Here is a 23,942-nt window from a genome sequence, read left to right on the forward strand (position 1 = left end):
CTGTCAGCCCTCGAGACTCGCGGCTGCGCCGCCTCGCTTCGAGTGCTGACAGGCGACGCGGGCCGAACCCTTTGTGGGCCTCGCTGAACTCGGCGCTGGGAGGGTGGGCCGGGTTGGGGGGAGTGGCGCATTCGGATCGGCCGGGGTGGTCCGGGCGGGTGTGGACCGCGCCCGGGGCTCGGCTGTGCCGCGAGGGTTACGTGGCCGTGTGTTGGTCGGGGACCTGCTCGGCGGGTCGGGGGGCGGGTGGGGGTGTGCCTTCTCCGAAGGGGCGGCCGGGGAGGGAATCGCGGTGGTGGGGGGTGAGCCAGTTGGTGAGGTCGGGGCCCTTGGGGACGATCTGGGTGGGGTTTATGTCGGTGTGGACCTTGTAGTAGTGGTCTTTGATCTGGGTGAAGTCGACGGTGTCGCCGAAACCGGGGGTCTGGAAGAGGTCGCGGGCGTAGGCCCACAGGGCCGGCATCTCGGTGAGTTTGCTGCGGTTGCATTTGAAATGGCCGTGGTAGACGGGGTCGAACCGGACCAGGGTGGTGAAGAGGCGGACGTCGGCTTCGGTGATGGTGTCGCCGACCAGGTAGCGCTGGGTGGACAGCCGGTCCTCGAGCCAGTCGAGGGCGGTGAACAACCGGTCGTAGGCGGCGTCGTAGGCGTCCTGGGCGCCGGCGAAACCGCAGCGGTAGACGCCGTTGTTCACCTCGCGGAAAACCCGGGCGTTCACTTCGTCGATCTCGGCGCGCAGCGGTTCGGGATAGAGCTGCGGGGCGCCGTCTCGGTGGTAGTCGGTCCATTCCAGCGAGAAGTCGAGGGTGATCTGCGCGTAGTCGTTGGTGACGACCTGACCGGTGGGCACGTCGACCACCGCCGGTACCGTGATGCCGCGCGGGTAGTCGGGGAAGCGGGCGAGGTAGGCATCGCGCAGGCGCGGTATGCCGAGGACCGGGTCCACGCCGCCCGGGTCGAGGTCGAAGGTCCAGCTGAGTTTGTCGTGGGTGGGTCCGCACAGGCCCAGGGAGAGCACCGGTTCCAGGCCCAGCAGGCGGCGCACGATCAGTGTCCGGTTCGCCCAGGGGCAGGCCCGGGCGGCGACGAGGCGGTAGCGGTCCGGTTCCACCGGGTAGCCGTCGCGGCCGTCCGCGGTGATCCGGGTGGTGATGTAGTTGGTGTCACGTCTGAATTCACCCGGTTCGACGTAGGTGCCCTGTTCCGTTTGCGAGTCGGTCATGGCACCAGTCTCGCAGGAGGGGACCATAAGCTGGCCCCATGAGCGCTACCGAACCCACCCGGCTGGAACGTACGAAGACCGCCGGCGGTGCCGAAGTCGCCACGCTGACACTCGCCGCGCCGCCCTTGAATCTGTTCGACCAGGCGATGTTCGACGCCCTGGTCGAGAATGTCGCCGAGCTGTCGGCGCGCCCGCCGCGCGCGGTGCTGATCAGGGCCGAGGGCAAGGTCGTTTCGGGCGGGGTGGACGTGCACACATTCCAGGGGCTGAACGAGGAGCAGGGCGCGGCCCTGTGGCGGGACCTGTTCGCGCGGATCTCGCATCCGATCGAGGCGCTGCCGTGCCCGGTGGTGTTCGCGGCGCACGCGCTGACCTTGACCGCGGCATTCGAGATCGCCCTGGCCTGCGATGTGATCCTGGCCGCGCCGAAGGCGAAGTTCGGCCTGGTGGAGATCGTCGTCGGGTTGACGCCGTCGATGGGCGGGCCGCAACGGCTGGCCGAACGCGCCGGTTCGGGCCGGGCGCGGGAACTGGTGATGACCGGTGACCTCTATGACGCGGCCACCATGCGGGATTGGGGTGTGGTGAATCAGGTGCACGACGACGTGGACGCCGCCGCCGTCGCCCTGACGCATCGGCTGGCCGAGGGGCCGACCCGGGCGCACGCCGCCACGAAGCGGATCGTCGAGGCGTGGCGTTCGGGCGGGGTGGCCCACGCCGACGCGGTGACCCCGCAGGTGTCGGGCGAATTGTTCGGTACCGAGGACCTGCCGCGGGCGGTGCGCAGCTTCCTGGATGTGGGACCGGGCAAGGCGGTATTCGAGGGCCGGTGAACCCGGCCGTGTCCGCGGACCCGTGAACGGCTGTCACCGCGGGCCGGTGCCTCCGGCTGTGGTTCCGGCAGCCCATCCGGCCGATTCGACCGGTCTGCCCCCATTTCTGTGATCTGCGTCATATAGTCACGGGAGACAGACTGTTCGATTCGGGCGGAGGTCCGATGCAAGTCGGTACGACCACGATCATCGGGCCCGCTGCCGGTCCGCATATCCGGGATGCTGTGAGCCGCACCGGTGAGGCGGCGCCGGTGGTGGAGTTCCATATCACCGATCCGGGCTCGTCCGCGCCGCTGTCACGGGGCGCGGACGGCGTCCTGCGCTACGGCAATCTCAGCCCCGCCCTCACCGAACTCCTCGACCTGCAGGTCCACGCGTTCTCTCAGCGGGAGGCCGTGGTGGAGGTCGGTGGTGGCCGGCTCACCTACCGCGAGCTGTGGCATTCGGCCTCCCGGGTGGCCGGTGGGTTGCAGGAGCACGGGATCGGCTACGGCGACCGGGTCGCCGTACATATGCCGCCCGGTATCCGGTGGGTGCAGGCATTCCTGGGGGCGCTGCTCAGCGGCGCGGTACCGGTTCTGGTCCACCACGGGTTGCCGCTCGCGCTCGCAGACCGGGTCATCACCGACAGCGACGCCGATTTCGTCCTGGGTTCGGCGGACCGGGGGTGCGGCGCGGTCCGCGGCGGTCACCACTGGATGGCCGATCTCCCCGACGGCGCCGCGTTCATCGATGACGGCGCGGCCCTCAATGATCTCGCCCTGCTCTGCTACACCACCGGCTCCGGCGCGCCGGACGCCGCGACCGGTGTCGAACTCACCAACGAAAATCTGCTCTCGGCGATCCGCTCCATGGTCGCGGCGCTGGATCTGCCCACCGAGGGTCTGCGCAATCTCCTCCTGCATCCGCTGGCTTCCGCCGGGGGATGCGTCGATCAGCTGCTGCCGACGTTCGCGGTCGGCGGCACGGTCGTGCTGGCCCGGGGCCGGGCCGCGGTCGTGGAGGCCATCGCCAACGAACGCGTCGACACCCTCGCCGCGAACGCGGCCATCCTGCGGGGTCTGCTGCCGGATCTCGCGGCAGGCCGGGCCGGGGGCCTGTGTACCGACCGGGTGATCCGGATCAGCACCGCCGACCAGCGGCGGGTCGCGTCCGGCGAGAGCGCGCCGGGGCCCACCTTCGCCCGCGACCTCGGCGAAGTGTTCCCGTCGGCGCGGCAGTGGTCGGTCTGGGGCGCCACCGAGACCAGCGGTATCGGCCTCGCGGTCGGACCGACAGCGGGCGCGGCGGAAGCCGCCGACGATTCCGTCCTGGGGTTCCCGTTCGGCGGGACCGAACTGGCGCTGTGCGGGCCGGAGGCCACCACCGGGCAGGGTGAGCTGCTGTGCCGCGGACCGAACGTCACCCGGCGCTACTGGAACGATCCGCAGCGCACCGCGGACCGGTTCACCGGAAGCTGGTTCCACACCGGCGATCAGGTCAGTATCGGTGCCGACGGGCTGGTGCGGCGCAGCGCCTGACGGTCAGTCCACCAGCCGGTCACGCAGCTGTTCGCGCAGCCGGGGGGTGAAGCCGATCGCGGTGAGGTAGGTATCGAAATCGCCGTGTAGCGCGTTGCTCGATTCCACGCCCGCGCGCAGGTACTCCTCCCGCACCTCCAGTACCGCCGCGGGCAGTTCGTCGCCGAATTCGTCCTTCAGAGTGGAGCGCAACTGGGCGACCGCGTCGTTGCTGAGCAGATAGTCGGTGAGAATCTCGGTTTCGTCGACACCGACCGCGCGGAGCAGGGTGGCGATGGTCCAGCCGGTGCGATCCTTACCCGCGGCGCAGTGCACGAGGACCGCGCCGCGGTCGGCGACGATGGCCTCGGCCAGCGCCATGATCGCGGTGTGCGCTTCGGGGCGCGCCGGGAAGTTCCGGTACACGTCCATCATGTAGGCCAGGGCGGCGCCGGGCGCGTCACCCCGGCCGGCGCCCGCTTCGTGCGGCGGGGCGGTGACCGTTCCGTCGTCGAACGGGGTGACGCGGAGTTCGATATGCGGCGGCAGCCGGTCGGCGCCGACGCGTTCGATTTCCCGGTGCCCGCGCAGGTCGTGCACGGCGCCGACGCCCAGTTCGCCGAGTGTGGCGTGGCCGCTGTCGTCGAGCCTGCTGAGCTGGGCCGAACGGAGCAGGACTCCGGGCCGTATGGTCCCGCCACCGCTGATACGCAGTCCGCCGAGATCCCGGAAGTTGAAAGTGCCGCTGATACGCAGATGATCGGCGAGGGGAGAGCTTGTCACCGCATCAGGCTAACCGGCCCCGCGTGGGTGCTGTTGTGGGATGCGGCACAGCGGCCGAACACAGCGGTGACGGCGTCGTAGACTGGCCGATGGTTTCTGCCCATGGGGCAGTTGTTCGGTGCCGATGCCCCGGTCGCGTGATCTGCGCGGAGCGGTGGGGCGCGAGCGCGTGGTGCCCGGGGACGGTGCGTCCGGTCCCGGAAGGGTTACAAAACAGGCGTCAGGTATGTATTTCCCGCCGTAGCTGTTCTTAAACCCTGAAAATCTTCTAATATCGAGAGGACGGATTGGATGGGTCGCTACTTCCCGACTCGGGCCCACCGATCCGGCCGGCCGCTCCGGTGTCGATAATTCGGCCCCGTTGTGTGCGAGTTGTTTGCCGAGGGAGCATGCGTTGGGCGTACGTGGAGAAATAGCGGAGGTCCGGTTGCGATCGGCCGTGCGTGAAGCGGTCGACCATGCGCACGCGGTTTCGGATTGTGTCGGCTTACGGGCATTGCGAGTGTTACTGCATGCCGGGGTGAGTGCGTACTGGCCGCTGGTGAAGGCGCGGCCCGTTCAGCAGATCCATGCCTACGAGAAGACCGTGCAGACGCTGTGTCAGCACTGGGACTCCCGCGACGACTATGTGCCCGATCCGGTGATCTCGCAACGGCAACGCGCTCAGCAGCGTGATGTCGTCGAATGGCTGGAGTTGTGCGCCGCCCGGTCGGGTACGCGCTGGATCGAACCGGTGGACTCGGTGGCCGGCTATGTGATCACCGTGGTGCAGGGTTCGGTGCTGCGCTGGCTGGCCGATTGCGATGACGAGGCCATCTTGGTGGCATTCGACGATCTGGTGTCCAACCTGGTCACCCGGGCGATCGACGCCTGAGCACGCGCGTCGAGCTGGACGTATGACCAGTCCGGTGGTTGAGTGGGCGGAGTGAGCGCGACCTCGCCGATTGCCCCGCTGCACGCGGCCACCGCCGATCTCGATCCGCCGCTGGCCGCGGTCGATATGGCCACGCTGCGGGCCAATGCCGCCGACCTGGTGCGCCGGTCCGGGGGTCGTCCGATCCGGGTGGCCAGCAAATCGGTGCGCTGCCGTGCCGTGCTCGCGGAGGTGCTCGGCGAAAAGCTGACATCCGCAGGAGGTTTCGCCGGGATCATGGCCTACTCGTTGGCCGAGGCGATCTGGCTGGCACGCCACGGGGCACGCGATGTGCTGCTCGGATACCCGACCGCCGATCGCGCGGCGCTCACCGAACTCGCCGCCGACCCCGATCTGCTGGAGTCGATCACCCTCATGGTCGACGACAGCGCGCAGCTGGAGCTCGTGCGCGCGGCCGTCGGTGGCGCGGTGCGTCCGCGGGTCTGCCTGGACGTCGATGCCTCGCTGCGCGTCGGGCCGCTGCACCTCGGCGTGCGCCGCTCGCCCATCCGTACCCCCGACCAGGCCGCCGCCCTGGCCGCCGCCGCCCTGGCCGGTGGTTTCCGGGTGGTGGGGCTGATGACCTACGAGGCCCAGATCGCGGGCCTGCCGGATTCCTCGCTGCCGGTCCGGTTGGTGAAGAAGGCCTCGGCCCGGGAGATCGAGCGACGTCGGGCGGCGGTCCTGGACGCGGTCACCGCGGTGGCCGGACCGCTGGAGATCGTCAACAGCGGCGGCACCGGGTCGATCGAACTCAGCGCGGGTGCCGCGGGCGTCACCGAGATCACCGCGGGTTCGGGCCTTTATGTACCAACACTTTTCGACGACTATCGGTCCTTCCGGCCCCGGCCCGCACTTTATTTCGCACTTCCGGTGCTGCGCCGGCCCGCCGCGGATATCGCCACGGTTTTCGCCGGTGGATATATCGCCTCCGGTCCCGCCGGAGCGAGCCGGATGCCGAAACCGGTGTGGCCCAAAGGGTTGCGGCTGCTGGGCACCGAGGGGGCCGGCGAGGTGCAGACCCCGCTGTCCGGCGCGGGTGAACTGGCCGTCGGGGACAGGGTCTGGTTCCGGCACGCCAAGGCCGGTGAGCTGTGCGAGCGCTTCGACCGGCTGTATCTCGTCGAGGCGGACGGCTCCCGGACATCGGTGCCCACCTACCGTGGCGAAGGCCGATGTTTCGGCTGAATTTCCGATTCAGCGGGATTTCGTGAATTTTATTGCGATTAGGATAATTCGGCAGATCCGGGAGTTCCGTCGAATATTCGAATATTACGAACTCTCGTACAACCGGAGAAAGCGAGAGAGTGCCGATAATTCTCTCGGTGATTCGGGCAGGAATTCGGTGAGTAACGGCGAACCGACGATTATCGCCCGCCGCCGGGCCCGGCCCAGAGTGTCGTGCAGCAGGGCGCCGGAGAGCAACTCGCCGACCGGAACGGGCGAGTCCTCCGGGCTGGAGGTGGCCGGAGAGAGCAACACCACGGCCGCCTCCCGGCCCCGGAGCAGATCCGGAGTGCCCACCAGGACTTCGTCGAACCTGGCCCGCGACAACAGCGTCCGGATCCGGCCGACCTGAGCCCGGTGCGGGGAGACGACGACGATATCGTGCGCCTGCAGCGGGCGCGGACCCGTCCCGTCGTCCCAGCGGCGGCCCAGCAATTCCCGGATCTGGTTCAGCACCTCCTTGGCCTCGGCATCGGAGGCGGTGCTGTTGCCGTGGTGGTGGACCGGCACCAGCCCGATGCCCGGGTCGAGGGTGTCGCCCGGCCGGGTGGGCACCGGATCGGCGCGCAGCCGGTTCTCGAACCAGAGGCGCGACAGTGGTTCGGCCAGCCGGGGATGCAGGCGGCTCGTCCGGCCCAGGAAGTAGCCGTGCGTGGGCGGGAGGGTTTCCCGGCCACCCGCGAACCAGGTGAGGGCCGCCACGTCGACCGGTTCGGGATGCGGTCCCGGTGCCGGGCGGCGCCGATCGCACGGATCTCCGGTCAGCAGCAGATTGCGGGCCGTGCCGGATACATCGGCCACCACCGCGAGGGCGCAGCTGTTCGCATCCGCGATCACCAGCAGATCGAGCGAATCGCGCGGGACCCGCGCGGGATCGGTGAAATCATCGAGCGTGCCACCCAGCACGCAGCCCCGGATGGCGTTCGACAGGAACCGGGGGTGGCGCGCCGCGTCGAGTACCAGCCATTCCGGCGCCACGGACACCGCTTCGCTCTTCGCGACCAGTTCGGGTAGCACGCCCGCGCGCACCACCGCGTCGAGCAGGCTCTCCACCGGCGCCGCGGTGGGCGCGACGACGCCGATACGCCAATTGTCCCGGGTGACCAGCGCGGCGAGTACTTCGGCCAGGATGGCCGTGCGGCCGGTACCCGTGGGCGCCTGTACCGCGAGACACGAACAATCCAGGTCGCGCAGAGCGGTGTGGATCGCCGGCACGGGATGCTCACCGGCGGGCGGCAATGCCGGTCGCGCGGAATCATCGGTGCGGAAACGCAATCGCGGCGCCCGGCGGGCGAGGAGATCGAACAGTGCGGTCTCCGGAACGGCGGGCAGGGTCATGAGTAGTTCCCGGCCGATCTCCTCCACCACGTCCGCGGCGGCCGGGGCGGGGGCCGGCAGTGCCGGAGCCAGCGCCACCGGTAGCTCGTCGTGTGTTGCCGCGCCCGGCGCCAGGGTCTCCTCGAGCCGCACGGTATCGGTGAAATCGGCCTCCACCGAACAGCCGAGTACCGTGGCGGTGCCCACCGTCCGAATCGCCGCCCGGGTGCGGCCGCCGGGTTCGTAGACGACATGGACGGGGGTTCCCGGGGCGAGTCCGCCACCGGCGAGCCGGCCGGTCAGCCGGAGGAAACGCCGTACCCCCTCGTCCGGGCCGATATGCCATTTCGTATCCACCGCGGCGGTATCGGCCACCATGACCCCCGGCTCGGCGGGCCAGTCCGGCAGCGGATGGATGAGGCGGTCGATATGCGACCACCATGGCGCCTGCTGTTCCCGGCGGTGGTATCCGAGCAGCGCCGCCGTCAGCCCGGCGACCCGATGTGGATCGGGCGCACCGGCGGTATCCGGCGCCGCACCGCCGGAGCGGGCCGCGAACTCCGCGAGTGCGGCCTCCGTGGAAGTGGGCCGGGCCGTGGGCGTATCGCGCAGCACACGCCCGAGCGAATCCGGGCGAGCGGCCGGGACCGACGCCGACGATTCGCTGCGCTCCTTGCGCAGTCGGTCCGCCAGCCAGAGCACCGCGGCGGCCCCCGGCTCTTGCGGTGGGCTGCCGAGTACCGGCGTGATCTCGTGGAGGGCGTAGGACCGGGTGCCGATCACGAACGCGCCCCGCACGATCGGATAGAGGTCCACCAGAGTTCCGGTGCGCAACAGCGCGTCCACGGTCTCCTCACCGAACCCCAGCTGCCCGGCGGCCTGCAGCAGGACGGTCCGGGCCTCGGCGGTGTAGTGGAAGATATGCAGTCCGGGGTCGGCCAGCAGCGGTTCGGTGAGTGCCGCGAGCAGATCGGTGAAGGCGCGGCGTCCGGCGGCGCCCGGGCCCCGTTCCCGCGCGGAGGTCAGCCGGTCCGCGGCGGTGCGCAACGGGATCTCCCGGACGACGGGTGCCGAATCGCGGGCGGTGACCTCGATGCGCACCCGGCCCGGCCCCGGCCGGCGGATATCCAGGGCCAGATCGCCCGGCGTCGCGGGCGGCAGCAGATCCAGGGCGCGCGTATCGGCGGCGACCCATTCGCCGCGGCCGGTTTGCTCCCGGCGTAGCTGCACCACGGCCTGGGCCCGCAGCCGGGACAGGGTCCGTGCGGAGACTTCGGGTGGTGCCGCGGTCCGGGTCGTGAGCCGGTCGATACTGGTGATACCGGCCGCGCGCAGACCGGCGCGAACGGCCGGGTCCATACCGGCGACCAGCAGCAGATCGCGTGCCTCGGTATAGGCGGCGACGCAGACCGGGCAGCGGCCGCAGGCCCGGAACCGCGGATCGCCCCATTGCACCGGCAGCAGTTCGCCGGAATGTTCGTCCAGGATCCGGTCGGTGCGGCGCCGCCGGGCGCGGTACACCGGCCGGGTGACCTGCAGGTCGAAGGTGTGGGTCTCGTCATCGGAATACACCGTCAGTACCGGATCCACCGGCACCGAGTGTGCCTCCAGGATGTGCGCGGCGGCGGTGAGACGCAGGGCGGTGGCCACCGGTTGCCCGTGGCCGGGCGCCACCCCGTGTAACGCGACACCCTGTGGGGTGCGGGTCAGCAGTTCCGCGCGGGCGAAGACTTCGCCGTCGAAGACGGTGGCGCCGAGGACCGCCGGTGCGCCGTCGCGGCACGCCGCGATCGATTCGTCATGTGCGACAGGCACTATCGAGAAGGGGCCGGTATCGCCGTAGTGCGCGGGCCGGACCACGGCGTCGCCGTGGTGGCGCAGGGTTGCGGCCCGTACCCGGCCGAATTCTCCCCGGCCGGAATCGATATCGGCCGAACCGGTGCCGGGCTCGCCGCCGGCCGGCTCACCGGCAACGGTGCCCAATTCGGTGTCGAGCGCGCGGAGCAGCGCGAACTCACAGCGCGCGCCGCGCACCAGATCCGTGGCGTCGCACACCACCCGATCACCGACAACGAACACCCACGGCCCTCCTGCGCCCAGTGACACCCCCGATCCGCGCCCCGCGCGTACCGGACGGGCCCACTGTAACCACCGGGCCCGACCAGGGGGAACGGACCGTGGTTCAGGAACGCGGTTTCCGGCGCTCCTGGCGCTTGGGGCCGTCGCGGCGCGGGCCGCGGCCGATTCCGCGATGTCCGCCGGGCGGGCCCTGGTCGAGTTGCAACTGGATCAGGATGCCGCTGATCCGGGTGCGCCGCAGGGCCTCCAGGGTTTCCGCCGGAAGGTGGGCGGGCAGTTCGACCAGACTGTGATCGGGCCGGATACTGATATGCCCGAAATCGCTACGCCGCAGCCCGCCTTCGTTGGCGATGGCGCCGACGATCGCGCCGGGCACCACCCGGTGCCGTTTGCCGACCGCGATGCGATAGGTCGCCAGTTCGGCGCCGGTCCCGCGATGCCGCGACGGCCCGCCCCGGTCCTCGAAACCGCCGTCCTCGAAATTGCGCGGCGCGCGTTCCCGGCGCGGCCGCTCCACCGGCTCCGGTTCGGGCTCGAGGAAGAAACTCTCGCCGTCCTGCGCGGCCACCGCCAGCGCGGCGGCGATATCGGCCAGCGGGGTGTTGTGTTCCTGCTCGTAGTCCTCGATCAGCTTGCGGAACAGGGACAGATTGTCCGAGCTGAGGTTCTCGGTGATGGCGTCGCCGAACTTCGCGACCCGCTGCGCGTTCACATCGTCCACGCTGGGCAACTGCATCTCGGTCAGCGGGTGCCGGGTGGCGCGTTCGATGGATTTCAGCAGATGACGTTCGCGGGGCGCCACGAACAACAGCGCCTCACCGCTGCGGCCCGCGCGTCCGGTGCGGCCGATCCGGTGCACATAGGACTCGGTGTCGTGCGGGATGTCGTAGTTGACCACATGCGAGATCCGGTCCACGTCCAGGCCGCGGGCCGCCACATCGGTGGCGACCAGGATGTCGAGGGTGCCGGCCTTCAACTGTCCGATGGTGCGCTCACGCTGGGCCTGGGCGATATCGCCGTTGATGGCCGCGGCGGAGAACCCGCGGGCGCGCAGTTTCTCGGCCAGCTCTTCGGTGGCCTGTTTGGTGCGCACGAAGATGATCATGGCCTCGAAGGCCTCCACCTCGAGGATCCGGGTGAGGGCGTCGAGTTTGCGCTGATGTGAGACGAGCACCCAGCGCTGGGCGATATTGGTGGCGGTGCTGGTCTTGGCCTTGACCGTGATCTCGACCGGTTCGCGCAGGTACTGCTTGGAGATCTTGCGGATCGCGGCGGGCATGGTCGCGGAGAACAGCGCCACCTGCTTATCGGCCGGGGTGTCGGCGAGGATGCGCTCGACATCCTCCTGGAACCCCATCTTCAGCATCTCGTCGGCCTCGTCGAGCACCAGATAGCGCAGCTGCGACAGGTCCAGCGTGCCCTTCTCCAGATGATCGATCACGCGGCCGGGGGTGCCCACCACGACCTGGGCGCCGCGGCGGAGCCCGGACAACTGCACGCCGTAGCTCTGGCCGCCGTAGATCGGCAGCACATGGGTGTTCGGCATATGCGTGGCGTAACGCCCGAAGGCCTCCGCCACCTGGATCGCGAGTTCACGGGTGGGAGCCAGCACCAGGGCGGCCGGCTGTTTACCGGTGGGCCGGTTCTCCAGCAGACCCATCAGGATCGGGATGGCGAAGGCCGCGGTCTTACCGGTGCCGGTCTGCGCCAGGCCCACCACGTCCGCGCCCCCGAGCAGCGGGGGAATGGTCGCGGCCTGGATGGGGGAGGGGGATTCGTAGCCGACATCGGCGATGGCCGAGAGAATCCGGTCATCGATACCGAGGTCGGCGAAGGACGGTCCGGCAGTTTCGGGTTCGGTGTCGCTCACGTCCTCGCCGAGGCCGTCTTCGCCGAGGCCGTCTTCGCCCTGATTGGTGCTCATTGACCAGGAGTTTACTGGTACGGCCTGGTTGTCCGGCCCACCGGGCCATACGGTGTCAGCATGGACGCCGACCCCGCCGATCACATTGCCGGGCACCCCGAGGACCCGCTCACCGTCGCGGTGGTGCAGTTCGGCCCGCATACCGATATCGATGCCAATCTCGCCGCGCTCACCGAGCGGGTGCGTTCGGCGGCCGCCCGCGGCGCCCGTGTCGTGGTGGCCCCGGAGTACTCGATGTTCGCCCTGGGCCGCCTCGACGACCGGGTTTTCGCCGCCGCCCAGCCACTGGACGGGCCGTTCGTCACCGCGCTGGCCGGATTGGCAGCCGAAACCGGGGTGCATCTGGTCGCCGGGGTCGTGGAGACCACCGAACCCGAGGACGGCCGGATCCACAACACCCTGGTCGCGCTGGGTCCCGACGGTGCCCTGCTGACCCACTACCGCAAAGTGCACCTCTACGACGCGTTCGGTCAGCGGGAATCGGAGGTGGTCCGTCCCGGACCGCTGGCCGACCCGGCCCTGTTCACCGCGGGCGGCTTCACGTTCGGCCTGCAGACCTGCTTCGACCTGCGGTTCCCGGAGGGTTTCCGGCGGCTGGCCGCCACCGGCGCGCAGGTGCTGCTGCTGCCCGCCCAGTGGATCCCGGGGCCGGGAAAGGTCGACCAGTGGACCACGCTGCTGCGGGCGCGGGCCATCGAGAACACCGTGTTCCTGGCCGCCGCCGACCAGTGCGGTCCGCGCGGTGCCGGGGCCTCCATGATCATCGACCCGGCCGGGCGGGTGCTCGCCGAGCTCGGCGACGAACCGGGTGTGGCGCTGGCCCGGCTCGAGCCGGAGGTGCTGGCAGAGGTCCGCAGGGCGAACCCGAGCCTCGCCCTGCGCAGGTTCTCCGTGGAGGTACCGGAGGCGAGTAGCGTCGGAGGGTGATGCTGTACGCCGACCGCCTGTCCGCCGGACGCGCGCTGGGCAGCGAACTGACGCACCTGCGCGGGGACCGGCCGCTGGTGCTCGGACTTCCGCGCGGCGGAGTGCCGGTGGCGGCCGCGGTCCGCGAGGTCATCGGGGGTGATCTGGATATTTTGCTGGTCCGCAAACTCGGGGTGCCCTGGCAGCCCGAGCTGGCGGCCGGGGCGATCGGCGAGCAGGGGATCCGGGTGGTCAACGCCGATGTGATGCGCCAGACCGGGCTCGACGCGGCGCGGCTGGACGCCATCGAGGCCGCGGAGCGCGCGGAACTCGAGCGTCGCCGGGTGCTGTGGCGCGGCGATATCCCGCCGATACCGCTACGCGGACGCACCGTCGTGATCGTCGACGACGGTATCGCCACCGGCGCGAGCGTGGTGGTGGCCTGCCGGGTGGCCCGGGCGCAGGAACCGCACCGGCTCGTAGTGGCGGTGCCGGTATCCGCGCCCGAGGCGCTGCCGCGCATCCGCGGGGAGGCCGACGAGGTGATCTGTGCCCAGGCCCCGATGGCTCTCGCCGGGGTGGGTGGGGCCTATCGCGATTTCCACCAGCTCGCCGACTCCGAGGTCACCGAGCTGCTCCGTCCGGACGCGCGCTGAGCGCACGCGTCCGGGCCGGAGCGTGCCGGATCCGGGTTACAGCTCGGGCTGCGCGTACTCCCCGACCTGGTTCGTGAGCACCCGCAGATGCTCCAGCCCGCTACCGAGCGTGCGCTCGATGGCGGTGAGCCGGGCGACATAGTGACCGACCGGGTATTCCGAGGTCACCCCGATACCGCCGTGCATCTGGATCGACTCCTGCCCGATATGCCGCGCCGACCGGCCGACCTGCAACCGGGCCCGCGACGCGATCACCGGGTCGGCGGTGGCGTCGACCAGCGAGGCGGTGAGGTAGTAGCTCATGCTGCGGGCCAGCTCCAGCGAGACGTACATATTCGCGGCGCGCTGGGTGAGCGTCTGGAACTTCGACAGCGTCACCCCGAACTGCTTACGGGTCTTGAGGTACTCGGTGGTCAGGCGCAGCGACTCCGCCATCGCGCCCACCGATTCCGCGCACAGCCCGGCCTGGGTGCGGGCGAGGACGTCCTCGATGGCCGCGCTGGCGTCGGTGGCCGGCCCCAGCAGTTCGGCGGGAGCATCGCTGAACGCCACCTGGGCCCCGCGCAGACCGTCCACCGTCGCGAACGGTGTCCGGGTGACGCCGCTGGCGTCGGCGGCGACCAGGAACAGGCCGATCCCGCCGCCCGGCAGGACGGCGCTGACCACCAGGTTGTCGGCGCAGTCACCGTGCGGGACCGGGTTCTTGACGCCGGTCAGCGTGTACCCGTCACCCTGCGCGGTGGCCGCGGTGGCGATGTCGTGATCCGGCCACCGGGTGCCGGGTTCCCCGTGCGCGAAGGCGAGCAGTTTCGACCCGGCCGCGACCTCGGTCAGAATGCGCTGCCGCTGATCGGGGCTGCCCACCGCGGTGATCAGCCCGCCCGGCAGCAGCACCGAGTCCAGCAGGGGCTCGGGCGCCAGCCGGCGTCCGAACTCCTCCAGGACCAGCATGGTCTCCACCGGGCCGGCGCCCATGCCGCCGTCCTTCTCGTCGAAGCTCAGGCCGAGAACGCCGAGTTCGGCGAGCTGTCCCCAGACCTGCCGGCTCCAGCCGAGGTCGGTCGCGGTGACCTCGAGTCGCTTTTCCGGGTTGTATTGACGATTGAGCAGGTCACGCACGGTATCGCGAAGTAGGACCTGTTCGTCGGTGAGATCGAAATCCATGACCGTGACCTCACAATCCGAGGATCGAGGAGGCGATGATGGTGCGCTGCACCTCGCTGGAACCTCCGTAGATGGTTGTCTTGCGGTAGTTGAGATAACTGGGGCCGGTGCGCTGCGCCCACTCCGGGGAGGCGATATCGGCGGTGCCGACCGGCAGGGCGTCCGGTCCGGCGATATCGAGCAGCAGCTCGGTGGCGGCCTGCTGCAGTTCCGAACCACGCATCTTCAGCACCGAGGACGCCGGGTTCGGCTTACCTTCCACGGAGTTGGACACGACGCGCAGCTGGGTGAGCTCCAGCGCCAGCAGTTCGTTCTCCAGCTCGGCGACCCGAGCCGCGAACAGTGGATCCTCGAGCAGCGTGCCCTTACCGGATCGGGTGTTCGCCGCGTATTCCTTGGCCACCCCGATCCGCACCTTGGTCCGGCCGACGCCGGTGATACCGGTGCGTTCGTTGCCGAGCAGGAACTTGGCGTAGGTCCAGCCCATGTTCTCCTCGCCGACGAGCTGGTCGGCGGGGACGCGGACATTCTCGAAGAAGACCTCGTTGACCTCGTAGCCGCCGTCGATGAGCTTGATCGGGCGGATGGTGACACCGGGCGATTTCACATCGAAGAGCAGGAAGGAGATCCCGGCCTGCTTCTTCGGGGCGCTCGGATCGGTGCGGACCAGGCAGAAGATCCAGTCGGCCCACTGCGCGAGGGTGGTCCAGATCTTCTGGCCGTTGACGATGTAGGAATCACCGTCGCGGACGGCGGTGGTGCGTAGCGAGGCCAGATCGGACCCGGCATCGGGTTCGGAGAAGCCCTGGCACCACCAGATGTCCAGATTGGCGGTGGGCGGCAGGAAGCGCTTCTTGAGCTCCTCGGATCCGAACTGGGCGATCACCGGACCGACCATGGTGGCGTTGAAGGTGAGCGGGTCCGGCACGCTGGCCAGCTGCATCTCGTCCTGCCACAGGTGGCGCTGCATGGGGGTCCAGTCCTTGCCTCCCCATTCCACCGGCCAGTTCGGCACGGCGAGTCCGTGCTCGTTGAGGGCCCGGTGGGCCGTCACGATGTCCTCGCGGGACAGTTCGTGACCGTATTTCACGCGTTCACGGATCTCGGCGGGGATCGCGGTGCTGTAGATCTTCCGCAGCTCGTCGCGAAAGGCGACCTCGTCGGGAGACAGAGTTAGTTTCATACACATCTCCAAGTATGTCTCGATTGTCCCGCATAGAACTTACACCCCTGACCAATCGTGCCGTGTCGAGTGCATCACATGTCGCGGGGGCACCCCGCCCACAGCCCCGATCGAAACTCCGGTGTGACCCGCGACGTCGCGCCGTTGCTGGTAGCTTGCAGCCATGGGGCGGTGATCTGCCGGTTACTTTCCGGCGCCGTCGCCATGATCGGATTTAGGGAGTTCAGAGCAGTGCACAACAGAATCGTCGCGCGCACCGCAGCCACCGCAGCAGCTCTGGGTGTCGGTGCCGCCCTCACCTTCACCACGCCGGCGTCGGCCGAACCCGAGCCCGCCCGCACCCCCGCCGAATCCGCGCTCATCGCGCTCACCGAGCAGACCGCGGACAAACCCGAGACCCGTGCCGGCGTGGACGCGCTGCACCGCTACGCCGACTACGTCGCCGCCGCCCATATCAGCAATATCGCCCAGTACACCCCCTTCGTCTACGCGGCCCCCACCTTCGGCTGCGGAAGCAACGGCCCGATCACCACGATCGTGGCGGCCGGCACCGCCAACGGCCCGAGCGCGAACATATACGGTGAGCCCGGCACCCTGACCTTCCACGCCACCCCCGGTCATCCGGGAATCCCGCAGTCCTCGGGCCTGGTGGTCGCCTGGATCAACATCAACAACGGCGCCGCCGGTCTCAGCATGCTCGACGATGTCACCGAATTCGGTACGCCGTCGCTGTCGAAGCGGGTGGCCAGCGGTCCGGGGACCGTGCTCGCCTCGATGTGGGGGACCATCGACTACCCCGGCGCCCTCTGCGTGATGACCCCGACCGTCGGCATGTTCCCGGTCGCGGACCAGCCTGTTCCCCTCCCGGCCCCGGCCCCCGGCGAACCGGCTCCCGCCCCGGCACCGGGTCAGCCCGCTCCCGCACCCGCACCGGGTGAACCCGCGCCCGCGGCTCCGCCGGTGGCGCCGGGTGAGCCCGCGCCTTCGCCGTAGCCCGCGCCTTCGCCGTAGGCTGCTCCGCCCGCAGACGCGCACCGTTTCCGGGCGACACCGGCCCCATGGCGGGCTCTGGCGTCCGCGGCGGCGTGGCCGGGGCGATTGTCCGACCGCGTGCGATACCGACCGCGTTCGCCGCGGCACGCAACGGGTCGGCACCGGTCGGCTGTCACGGGCGGGGTCCTGCCGCCCGCGATCCTTTGCCACAATCCGCGCATGGGTTTCTTCGCCGGCGCGCACGGTCGGCTGCACTATCGGGACCGGCCGGTGGACGGTGCCGTCGCCGGGATCGCGCTGCTTCCCGGCTCCGGGCAGCACAGCGGGCACTATCACGAATTCGCCCGGCAGCTCAACGGCGCGGGTCTGGGGGTCTGGACGCTGGATACGGCGGGGCAGGGGCTCAGTGAAGGAGATCCGGAGCGGGTCGTACCGCTACCGCAGCTGGTGGACGATGCGGCGCGTTTCATCGGAGTGGTGCGGGCGCAGGCGCCCGGACTCCCGCTCGTCCTGATGGGGCACTCGCTCGGCGCCGTGACCGCGCTTGCGGCCCTGGGCGCGGCCGGTGGGGAGACGACCGACGGCGGCCGGAGGGAGCCGCGCCCCGGGTCCGTTGTCGCGGAACCGGATCCGGGATTCCCCGCCGGGCTGGTGCTGTGCGGCACGCCGGCTCGCGTACTGGGTGGACCACCCGCTACCGATCCCGCGTTACCGCCGGTATTCGCGGTGCACGGTGTGGACGACCGGCGTGCCCCGGTCGCGGCGGTACGGGCCTGGGCGGCGCAGCGCGACGGGGTCGACCTGCGGGAATACCCCGGGGCCGGACACGATCTGCTGCACGAGCGCGTGCGTACGCGGGTTACGGCGGATATCGTGCAATGGACGCAGGAGATCGTCGCGGGCCGGCGCTAGGGGTATCGCGGTATATCGCGCCCGGTGGTTCGGGCCCGCCGCGCGACAGCAGAAAGAAGGGGGACGGCGTGCAGCCGAATACGATTGCCGCACTGGACTCGGCCGTCGAGGACGGGCAGTTGTGGATCGATGCGGTGCTGGTGGCCGAAGGGACGCCGGAACGCTGCGCATTGCGCTACGAACAGCTCGCCGACCAGGTGGACGCACAGATCGAGACGGTGTCCGCCGCGGTCACGTTGCCGGGTTTCGGCGGATTCGACTCGGGCGCTGCGCTGCGCGGGGGTTTCGAGGACAAGGCCACCGATGCGATCGCGGCGCTACGCCGCTACTCCGCGACCGCCCGGCAGCTCGCGCATACCTTCCGGATCGCGGCCGCGGCGTATCAGCAGGCCGATAGCGAGGTCGCGGCCGCCGTGCAGACGACCGCCGCGGCGACGACGGGAGTGTCCGGTGCGTGAACTGCCCAAAGCCGGTCGCCGGGGTGTCCACGATCGGGTGGATCCCGATTACGCGCCCACGGTCGAGGTTTTCGACAACCTCACCCACGAACAGATTCATTCCGGGGTATCGACGCTGAATCCGTCGGTACTGCAGAGCGGCGGCCAGGCCTGGCGCGGTGCGGCGGGCGGCCTGGGTGACGCGGTCACCGAGGCGCATACCGAGATCAGTGGCGCCATCGCCGACGGCTGGCGCGGTTCGGCCGCCGGACCGGCCGCGGCGGCGGTCCGGGATTTCGAGGCCGCCGGGCGGCAACTGGCCGATGTGCTGGCGACCGTCGGACAGCGGCTGGCCCAGGCCGGTGACGCCGCGGAGACGTTGCGCACGGCGATCGGCGAACCGGTGGGTGCGGCACCGGATCTCACCGATGCCCTGCTGGATCCCCATGCGGCCACGGGCAATATCGCGGCGCAGCGGACCATCGACGACGCCCGCGCGGACGCCGTACGGGTGATGGAAAGCGTCTACAGCGGGGCGTTCATCCCGACCGGCGCGGGCGTGCCCGCATTCCCGGACCTGCCCGGGGAACCCGGGGCGCCGGCAATCGCACCGGCGACTCCGCCGGGTTCCCCCCGGGTCGCCGCGGCGGAAGTGCCGGTGGGGCCCACCGTTTCGTTCGCCGCGCCGGCCACCGCGGGCGACCCGGCGACCCCGAGCGCCCCGGCCGAACCACAGCCGCCCACCGCCCCGGCCGCGCAGACCCCGGCCGAATCCGCCGCACCGGCACCGGCACCCGCCCCCGCGGACGCGACGCCGGCTGCCGGGCCGGTGGAAGCTCCCTCCCGGACCGCAGCCGCGGCGACCACTGCGCCATCGGTCCCCGCGCCCGCGGCGCCCGCCACTCCACCTGCGGCGGTGCCCGCCCCGGTGGCGCCCGCCACCGCACCGGCCGTACCGGTGTTCTCGGCGCCCGTCCGTCCGGCCGGTTCGCAGAGTGGGGATGACCGGAACCGGGAAGAACAGCAGCGTGATTCGAGCGGTAGTGCCGTCACCGGGATGGGCGCCGGCGCGATCGGCGGGATGCTGGGCGGGGCCATGGCCGCCGATACCGTGCGGACCGGCTCCACGGTGGCAGCGCCGCGATCCGAGCGCCCAGAGCCCGACGCGGACGACGAACTCCATTGGATCGACGACGATCTCACCTTCCTGGAACCGGGCCAGGAGTCCGGCGAGCTGATCGGCGCACTCGATCCGACCACCCCACCCGTTCTGGGTGAGTGGAGCGAAGCCGAGTGACCTGGACCCTCGGACCCGACCAGTTCGCCCTGGCCTGGGACCGGACCGTCGGCGACCGTATCCCGTATCCCCTCGCGGTGCGGTTGTCGGCGCGCGATTCCGTGGAACGCGGCGCCCAGTTGCCCGGATTGCGGGCATGGTGCGATACGACGCTCGACGCCGACCTGGAGGCGGCGCTGCGCGTCCTGGCCGCTCCGGAGGTGAGCGTCGAGGTCTTCGGGCAGGACGGTGACGGTGCGACCACCGTGCGGATACTCGGGGCATCCGCCGGCCGGATCGCGGTCGTGGCCGCTCAGGGCCCGGGTCCGCTACCGGATCGCGGTGGTGAACTGCGGATCGGTGCGACCGCGGCCGCCTCGCTTCCGGGGCGGGTGATCGCGGCACTGCCCCCGGCGCCGCCCGGCACCGGCGAACGGCTGCGCGCCCCGCGGTCCGAAGTGGTACTGGACGGCCGTGACCGGGTGACCGTCCCGGTATCGGGACCCACGGTGCCCAGCCGTATGCGGCGCCGCCTGAAACAGCGGCGTTCCGGTATCGGTCAGATCGTGGTATCGGTGCGCCGCGGCGCGGAGGTCAAACCGTTCGGGGTGCTGTGCTGGATCGATATCGCCGACGACGGGCGCTACACGGTCCACACCGGTCGCGATGTCGAGATCGCACCCGTGGGAGCGGAAGCTTTCACGAACTCGTTGCGCCCCATGGTCGCCGCCGCGCAGCGGGCGGTGGCCTACGCCGGACTCTAGTGCCGGCCGCTCGGCTACGACGAGAAGTGGACCGGCCCGCTGCCGGATGGATCGGCTGCCGGGGCTGTTATGGGACGGGGACGATGGTGATGGTGGGGACGACGGTCACCGGAGGCCGTGTCGTTTCACCCGAATCCGGTGCCGTGGTCTCGGTGGCGGCGTAGGGCTCCGGAGCGGGTGCCGGCTCGTCCGGGCCTTCGGTTGTGGGAGCGAGGGTGGTCCGGGCCGGTTCGGTCTCGGGGGCGGGCTGATCACCCGGCGCGGGCAGGGCCGGTGGTTCGGTGGATGTGGTGCCGCCCGGTGCCGATTCGGCCGGCGCGGTGGCCGGCGGCGCCTCGACGGTCGTCGTCGCGGCGGGTGGCGCGCCGGTGTCGGTGCCGCCCGCGCTCTCGCCGGACGGTGGCGGGGCCGGTATCGGTGACTCGGTATGCGCCGGCGCGATTTCCGGAGGGGGCTCCGATGCGGTTGTCCAGCTCGGGTCGGCCGGGGGTGTGGGGTCGGACGTGGCCGAGAGGGTGACCCGCCGGGTGGTGGTCGGATCGCCGGACGGCTCCTCGGACCGCTCGTCCGGACGGTCTCCGGTGGTGTCCGGTCCGGTGGAGGAGGTGACCGAGATCTGGTATTCGGGCGGCAGCGTGCGGCGTGGTCCGGGATCGGGGGCGATCCGCCAGGTGGGTGAAGGGGGGATCAATATCTGGGCGACGCCGGAGGTGGTCTCGCTGAAGCGCGCCTGCTCCACCGCTTGTGGTCCGGAATGGATCGGCGGTGGCGGGACGTAGGTGTCCTCCTGGCCGATACCGCACGCGCCGATGAACACCAGCCCGAGCGAAACCGCGCCAGCGGCCGCCAGCGGCCCGGCGACCTTCGTTTTGCTGTCCATCGGTGACGCTCCTGTGATAAGTCAGTGGCCTCACCTTAATCGAGCGACTTTGCCGGAACCAGCCCCGGACCGGTCGATCCCGCTGGTTACCGGTGTAGATCGGCCCGTAGGGGGTACGTTCCAGGTATCGAATTGATATCGGCCGCGTGTCGCGAGCTTGTGTCGCGTAACAATCGTCGGGTTGCGGTCGTAGCGTATGTTGCTGAAGTGACGCATGGGACATCGCAGCGTGGTGACCGTGCACGGATGTGGTTAGGCGCGACGCGATTTCGGATCGTCGCCATCGAGGAGTAGATGATGGGAGACCAGACCACCCCCGACCTGCCCGGAGCGCCGGAGGCGCCCGAGACGCGGGAGGCGATCGTGGAGTCGGTGGATACCGGCGCGCACGGCACGGGCGGGACGATGGGCAGAGTATGCGGCTGGCTGGTCTTCACCGGTGGGCTCGGAGCGGCGGTCTACGGGATCGGGACGCTGCACGTGGTGATCAGTGTGATCGGACTCATCCTGGCCTGTACCGCGGGGTTGACCCTGCTCAAACTTCGGGCCGACGGTCCCGGGCCGGAACCCGAGGCCGGTATGGCGAGCTGATTCCCCTCCTGTTCCGATAGTCCTCGCGGATGCGGTAATTGCTCATTCGCGGGCTTCGTATGTCCTCGTGCGCACTCAGTGGGACACGTGTCTGGTCACTTTTATGGACAACTGACCGGCGATTCGTCTCCCGGGAAGCGCCTGCCCGGAACGCCTGATTTCCGGTAATCGGGCGTTTGCCCAACTCCGGCCGTCTCGGTACTTTGGGCTCCGGTCGGGATGGATCAGGAGGAAAGAAGAATATGATCGAAGCCGGGTCCGCGGCCCTGAATCTGGCGAATCTCGTCACGTCCATCGCCGCCAATGTGACCTATCTGCTGCAGGCCTGGGGAGTTCTCTGAGCGTTTGCCGGATGTGCGGCGGCGGGCCCGGTGGGTGCGCCGCCGCACTGCGTCCGGGCCGTCTACACGCTGCGGACCGCCCGGATCGGACCCGATGAGTCCGCGCGACGCCGACCGATAGCCCCCCGGGGCGGATAACGTATGCGTAGACGCGCATCGCCGCATCACCCGCCCCGAGAGGAGAGGCTGTGCCACAGCAGGTTCGAGGAGTTGTCGCCCGCGGTCCCGGTGCCCCGGTCGAACTGGTCCGGATCGTCATCCCGGATCCCGGGCCACAGGATGTGATCGTGAAGGTTCAGGCCTGCGGGGTCTGCCACACCGATCTGACCTATCGCGAAGGCGGTATCAACGACGAGTTCCCGTTCCTGCTGGGACATGAGGCGGCCGGGGTGGTGGAGACGGTGGGCTCCGCCGTCACCCATGTCGAACCGGGTGATTTCGTGGTCCTCAACTGGCGGGCGGTCTGCGGGCAGTGCCGCGCCTGTAAACGGGGGCGCCCCTGGTACTGCTTCGACACCTTCAACGCCAGTGTGCCGATGACGCTCGAGGACGGCACCGCGCTCACCCCCGCACTCGGAATCGGTGCCTTCGCCGATAAGACCCTGGTCCACGAGGGACAGTGCACCAAGGTCGATCCCGAGACCGATCCGGCGGTGGCCGGGCTCCTCGGCTGCGGGGTGATGGCCGGTCTGGGCGCGGCCGTGAACACCGGTAACGTCGGCCGCGGCGATTCCGTCGCCGTACTGGGCTGCGGCGGGGTCGGGGACGCCGCAATCGCCGGGGCGCGGCTCGCCGGCGCCGGCACCATCATCGCGGTCGATACCGACGCCCGGAAACTCGACTGGGCCCGCGAACTGGGCGCCACCCATACCGTCGACGCGTCCGGCACCGATGCCGTCACCGCGATCCAGGACCTCACCGGCGGATTCGGCGCCGATGTGGTGATCGACGCGGTCGGCCGCCCGGAAACGTGGAAGCAGGCGTTCTACGCCCGCGATCTGGCCGGCACGGTGGTGTTGGTCGGGGTGCCGACCCCCGATATGACCCTCGAGATGCCGCTCATCGATTTCTTCAGCCGCGGCGGCGCGCTGAAATCCTCCTGGTACGGCGATTGTCTTCCGGAACGGGATTTCCCGATGCTCATCGACCTGTACCGCCAGGGCCGGCTGCCGCTGGAGAAGTTCGTGAGCGAGCGGATCGGGCTGGACGCGGTGGAGGAGGCCTTCCACACCATGCACGGCGGATCGGTGCTGCGGTCGGTGGTGGTGCTGTGAGCGCCCACGTCGAACGGGTCGTCACCGAAGGGCAGTTCTGCCTCGACGGCGGCTGCTGGGATGTGGAGAACAACATCTGGCTGGTCGGCGACGATAACGAGGTGCTGATCATCGACGCCGCGCATACCGCGGGGCCGGTGCTCGACGCGGTGGCCGGCCGGCATGTCGCCGCCATCGTGTGCACGCACGCGCACAACGATCACGTGACGGTGGCGCCGACCCTGTCTGCCGCCACCGGCGCGCCGATCCATCTGCATCCCGACGACGATGTGCTCTGGGAGCAGACGCATCCCGGCGTGGAGTATCAGCGCCTGGCCGACGGGCAGGTGTTCGAGGTGGGCGGCTCGCGCTTGCGGGTACTCCACACACCCGGCCATTCACCGGGATCGTGCTGCCTGTATCTGGAGGAGGCCGGGGTGGTGTTCAGCGGTGACACCCTCTTCGAGGGCGGTCCGGGGGCCACCGGCCGGTCCTACTCCGACTATCCGACCATCCTGGCCTCGATCAACGAGCGGCTGTTCGCGCTGCCGGACGAGACGGTCGTGCACACCGGGCACGGGCCGGATACGACACTCGGCGCCGAGCGGGCCAACGTACCCGCGCAGGCCTGACGCACCGCAGTCCGCAACGGCGGCGCCGCTGTTGCGGACTGCGGTGCCGGACAGGCGGGTGGCGCGGACGTGGCTGCGCGGGGTCGAGCGGGCCCACGGTGGCGATGACCGACCCGTCGGCCATACCCCGGAACAGGGCGGCAGCGGATTCTCCGGC

General features: G+C 70.1%; 21 protein-coding genes. 14 read left to right on the top strand and 7 right to left on the bottom strand.

All coding sequences use genetic code 11. The features are described from left to right. Nucleotides 1-196: 196 nt before the first annotated feature. Nucleotides 197-1,222: a glutathione S-transferase C-terminal domain-containing protein gene (locus tag AB0F41_RS28790; protein ID WP_357429222.1), complete on the bottom strand. Its 1,026-nt coding sequence runs from the start codon at nucleotides 1,220-1,222 to the stop codon at nucleotides 197-199. A gap of 38 nt (nucleotides 1,223-1,260) precedes the next feature. Between AB0F41_RS28790 and AB0F41_RS28795 the strand changes: the two genes are divergently transcribed. Together AB0F41_RS28795 and AB0F41_RS28800 are read left to right on the top strand one after the other, a co-directional pair. Continuing rightward, nucleotides 1,261-2,055 (top strand): enoyl-CoA hydratase/isomerase family protein, encoded by a 795-nt coding sequence (locus tag AB0F41_RS28795; protein WP_357429224.1) that lies wholly within the window; start codon nucleotides 1,261-1,263, stop codon nucleotides 2,053-2,055. 164 nt (nucleotides 2,056-2,219) lie between these two features. Beyond that, the gene (locus AB0F41_RS28800; protein ID WP_357429226.1) at nucleotides 2,220-3,575 is read left to right on the top strand and encodes an AMP-binding protein; all 1,356 of its coding nucleotides are present in this window, start codon (nucleotides 2,220-2,222) and stop codon (nucleotides 3,573-3,575) included. Between the two features lie 3 nt (nucleotides 3,576-3,578). Here AB0F41_RS28800 and AB0F41_RS28805 read toward each other — a convergent pair whose 3' ends face one another. After that, nucleotides 3,579-4,337, bottom strand: coding sequence for a tyrosine-protein phosphatase (locus tag AB0F41_RS28805; protein WP_357429228.1), 759 nt, complete (start codon nucleotides 4,335-4,337; stop codon nucleotides 3,579-3,581). A 394-nt stretch (nucleotides 4,338-4,731) separates the two neighbouring features. Between AB0F41_RS28805 and AB0F41_RS28810 the strand changes: the two genes are divergently transcribed. Both AB0F41_RS28810 and AB0F41_RS28815 read left to right on the top strand, forming a co-directional pair. Next, complete coding sequence (locus AB0F41_RS28810) at nucleotides 4,732-5,211, top strand: TetR family transcriptional regulator (RefSeq protein ID WP_357429230.1); 480 nt, start codon at nucleotides 4,732-4,734, stop codon at nucleotides 5,209-5,211. A 51-nt stretch (nucleotides 5,212-5,262) separates the two neighbouring features. Next, on the top strand, nucleotides 5,263-6,438 hold the full coding sequence (locus AB0F41_RS28815; RefSeq protein ID WP_357429232.1) for an alanine racemase: 1,176 nt from the start codon (nucleotides 5,263-5,265) through the stop codon (nucleotides 6,436-6,438). 84 nt (nucleotides 6,439-6,522) lie between these two features. On the opposite strand, the gene AB0F41_RS28820 is transcribed toward AB0F41_RS28815, so the two are convergent. Both AB0F41_RS28820 and AB0F41_RS28825 read right to left on the bottom strand, forming a co-directional pair. Beyond that, the gene (locus AB0F41_RS28820; protein ID WP_357429234.1) at nucleotides 6,523-9,873 is read right to left on the bottom strand and encodes an AAA domain-containing protein; all 3,351 of its coding nucleotides are present in this window, start codon (nucleotides 9,871-9,873) and stop codon (nucleotides 6,523-6,525) included. Nucleotides 9,874-9,976: 103 nt separating this feature from the next. Further along, on the bottom strand, nucleotides 9,977-11,743 hold the full coding sequence (locus AB0F41_RS28825; RefSeq protein WP_357429259.1) for a DEAD/DEAH box helicase: 1,767 nt from the start codon (nucleotides 11,741-11,743) through the stop codon (nucleotides 9,977-9,979). Between the two features lie 114 nt (nucleotides 11,744-11,857). Between AB0F41_RS28825 and AB0F41_RS28830 the strand changes: the two genes are divergently transcribed. Beyond that, complete coding sequence (locus tag AB0F41_RS28830) at nucleotides 11,858-12,724, top strand: carbon-nitrogen hydrolase family protein (RefSeq protein WP_357429236.1); 867 nt, start codon at nucleotides 11,858-11,860, stop codon at nucleotides 12,722-12,724. Beyond that, on the top strand, nucleotides 12,724-13,359 hold the full coding sequence (locus AB0F41_RS28835) for a phosphoribosyltransferase family protein (protein ID WP_357429261.1): 636 nt from the start codon (nucleotides 12,724-12,726) through the stop codon (nucleotides 13,357-13,359). The genes AB0F41_RS28830 and AB0F41_RS28835 overlap by 1 nt, the downstream gene beginning before the upstream one ends. A gap of 36 nt (nucleotides 13,360-13,395) precedes the next feature. On the opposite strand, the gene AB0F41_RS28840 is transcribed toward AB0F41_RS28835, so the two are convergent. Both AB0F41_RS28840 and AB0F41_RS28845 read right to left on the bottom strand, forming a co-directional pair. Then, the gene (locus tag AB0F41_RS28840; RefSeq protein ID WP_357429238.1) at nucleotides 13,396-14,523 is read right to left on the bottom strand and encodes an acyl-CoA dehydrogenase family protein; all 1,128 of its coding nucleotides are present in this window, start codon (nucleotides 14,521-14,523) and stop codon (nucleotides 13,396-13,398) included. A gap of 10 nt (nucleotides 14,524-14,533) precedes the next feature. Next, on the bottom strand, nucleotides 14,534-15,706 hold the full coding sequence (locus AB0F41_RS28845; protein ID WP_357429240.1) for an acyl-CoA dehydrogenase family protein: 1,173 nt from the start codon (nucleotides 15,704-15,706) through the stop codon (nucleotides 14,534-14,536). 123 nt (nucleotides 15,707-15,829) lie between these two features. On the opposite strand from AB0F41_RS28845, the gene AB0F41_RS28850 reads away from it, so the two are divergent. The 5 genes from AB0F41_RS28850 to AB0F41_RS28870 all read left to right on the top strand — a co-directional run bounded on the left by AB0F41_RS28850 (nucleotide 15,830) and on the right by AB0F41_RS28870 (nucleotide 20,088). Continuing rightward, nucleotides 15,830-16,699, top strand: a complete 870-nt coding sequence (locus AB0F41_RS28850) for a hypothetical protein (protein WP_357429242.1) — start codon at nucleotides 15,830-15,832, stop codon at nucleotides 16,697-16,699. A 219-nt stretch (nucleotides 16,700-16,918) separates the two neighbouring features. Continuing rightward, nucleotides 16,919-17,611 (top strand): alpha/beta fold hydrolase, encoded by a 693-nt coding sequence (locus AB0F41_RS28855; protein ID WP_357429244.1) that lies wholly within the window; start codon nucleotides 16,919-16,921, stop codon nucleotides 17,609-17,611. 68 nt (nucleotides 17,612-17,679) lie between these two features. Next, entirely contained in the window at nucleotides 17,680-18,069 is a 390-nt protein-coding gene (locus AB0F41_RS28860; RefSeq protein WP_357429246.1) for a hypothetical protein, read from the top strand. Continuing rightward, nucleotides 18,062-19,345: a hypothetical protein gene (locus tag AB0F41_RS28865; RefSeq protein ID WP_357429248.1), complete on the top strand. Its 1,284-nt coding sequence runs from the start codon at nucleotides 18,062-18,064 to the stop codon at nucleotides 19,343-19,345. Before AB0F41_RS28860 ends, AB0F41_RS28865 begins: the two co-directional genes overlap by 8 nt. After that, nucleotides 19,342-20,088, top strand: a complete 747-nt coding sequence (locus AB0F41_RS28870) for an ESX secretion-associated protein EspG (RefSeq protein WP_357429250.1) — start codon at nucleotides 19,342-19,344, stop codon at nucleotides 20,086-20,088. Before AB0F41_RS28865 ends, AB0F41_RS28870 begins: the two co-directional genes overlap by 4 nt. 67 nt (nucleotides 20,089-20,155) lie before the next feature. Here AB0F41_RS28870 and AB0F41_RS28875 read toward each other — a convergent pair whose 3' ends face one another. Then, a complete protein-coding gene (locus AB0F41_RS28875) occupies nucleotides 20,156-20,968 on the bottom strand; it encodes a hypothetical protein (RefSeq protein ID WP_357429252.1) in 813 nt (270 codons plus the stop codon). 297 nt (nucleotides 20,969-21,265) lie between these two features. Between AB0F41_RS28875 and AB0F41_RS28880 the strand changes: the two genes are divergently transcribed. From AB0F41_RS28880 to AB0F41_RS28890, 3 genes are all read left to right on the top strand, one after another. Next, entirely contained in the window at nucleotides 21,266-21,559 is a 294-nt protein-coding gene (locus AB0F41_RS28880) for a hypothetical protein (protein WP_357429254.1), read from the top strand. 529 nt (nucleotides 21,560-22,088) lie between these two features. Continuing rightward, the gene (locus AB0F41_RS28885; protein WP_357429256.1) at nucleotides 22,089-23,174 is read left to right on the top strand and encodes an S-(hydroxymethyl)mycothiol dehydrogenase; all 1,086 of its coding nucleotides are present in this window, start codon (nucleotides 22,089-22,091) and stop codon (nucleotides 23,172-23,174) included. Continuing rightward, nucleotides 23,171-23,785 carry an MBL fold metallo-hydrolase gene (locus tag AB0F41_RS28890; protein WP_357429257.1) on the top strand — a complete coding sequence of 205 codons (615 nt, stop codon included), beginning with the start codon at nucleotides 23,171-23,173 and terminating at the stop codon, nucleotides 23,783-23,785. Before AB0F41_RS28885 ends, AB0F41_RS28890 begins: the two co-directional genes overlap by 4 nt. Nucleotides 23,786-23,942: the final 157 nt, after the last annotated feature.

The sequence above is a fragment of the Nocardia sp. NPDC024068 genome (assembly GCF_040638875.1).
Classification (GTDB): Bacteria; Actinomycetota; Actinomycetes; order Mycobacteriales; family Mycobacteriaceae; genus Nocardia.

Excerpts from the sequence above, each read along its gene's own strand:
- AB0F41_RS28790 (WP_357429222.1), bottom strand. The coding sequence starts at position 1,222 with ATGACCGACTCGCAAACGGAACAGGGCACCTACGTCGAACCGGGTGAA.
- AB0F41_RS28795 (WP_357429224.1), top strand. The coding sequence starts at position 1,261 with ATGAGCGCTACCGAACCCACCCGGCTGGAACGTACGAAGACCGCCGGC.
- AB0F41_RS28800 (WP_357429226.1), top strand. The coding sequence starts at position 2,220 with ATGCAAGTCGGTACGACCACGATCATCGGGCCCGCTGCCGGTCCGCAT.
- AB0F41_RS28830 (WP_357429236.1), top strand. The coding sequence starts at position 11,858 with ATGGACGCCGACCCCGCCGATCACATTGCCGGGCACCCCGAGGACCCG.
- AB0F41_RS28835 (WP_357429261.1), top strand. The coding sequence starts at position 12,724 with ATGCTGTACGCCGACCGCCTGTCCGCCGGACGCGCGCTGGGCAGCGAA.
- AB0F41_RS28840 (WP_357429238.1), bottom strand. The coding sequence starts at position 14,523 with ATGGATTTCGATCTCACCGACGAACAGGTCCTACTTCGCGATACCGTG.
- AB0F41_RS28845 (WP_357429240.1), bottom strand. The coding sequence starts at position 15,706 with ATGAAACTAACTCTGTCTCCCGACGAGGTCGCCTTTCGCGACGAGCTG.
- AB0F41_RS28855 (WP_357429244.1), top strand. The coding sequence starts at position 16,919 with ATGGGTTTCTTCGCCGGCGCGCACGGTCGGCTGCACTATCGGGACCGG.
- AB0F41_RS28875 (WP_357429252.1), bottom strand. The coding sequence starts at position 20,968 with ATGGACAGCAAAACGAAGGTCGCCGGGCCGCTGGCGGCCGCTGGCGCG.
- AB0F41_RS28880 (WP_357429254.1), top strand. The coding sequence starts at position 21,266 with ATGGGAGACCAGACCACCCCCGACCTGCCCGGAGCGCCGGAGGCGCCC.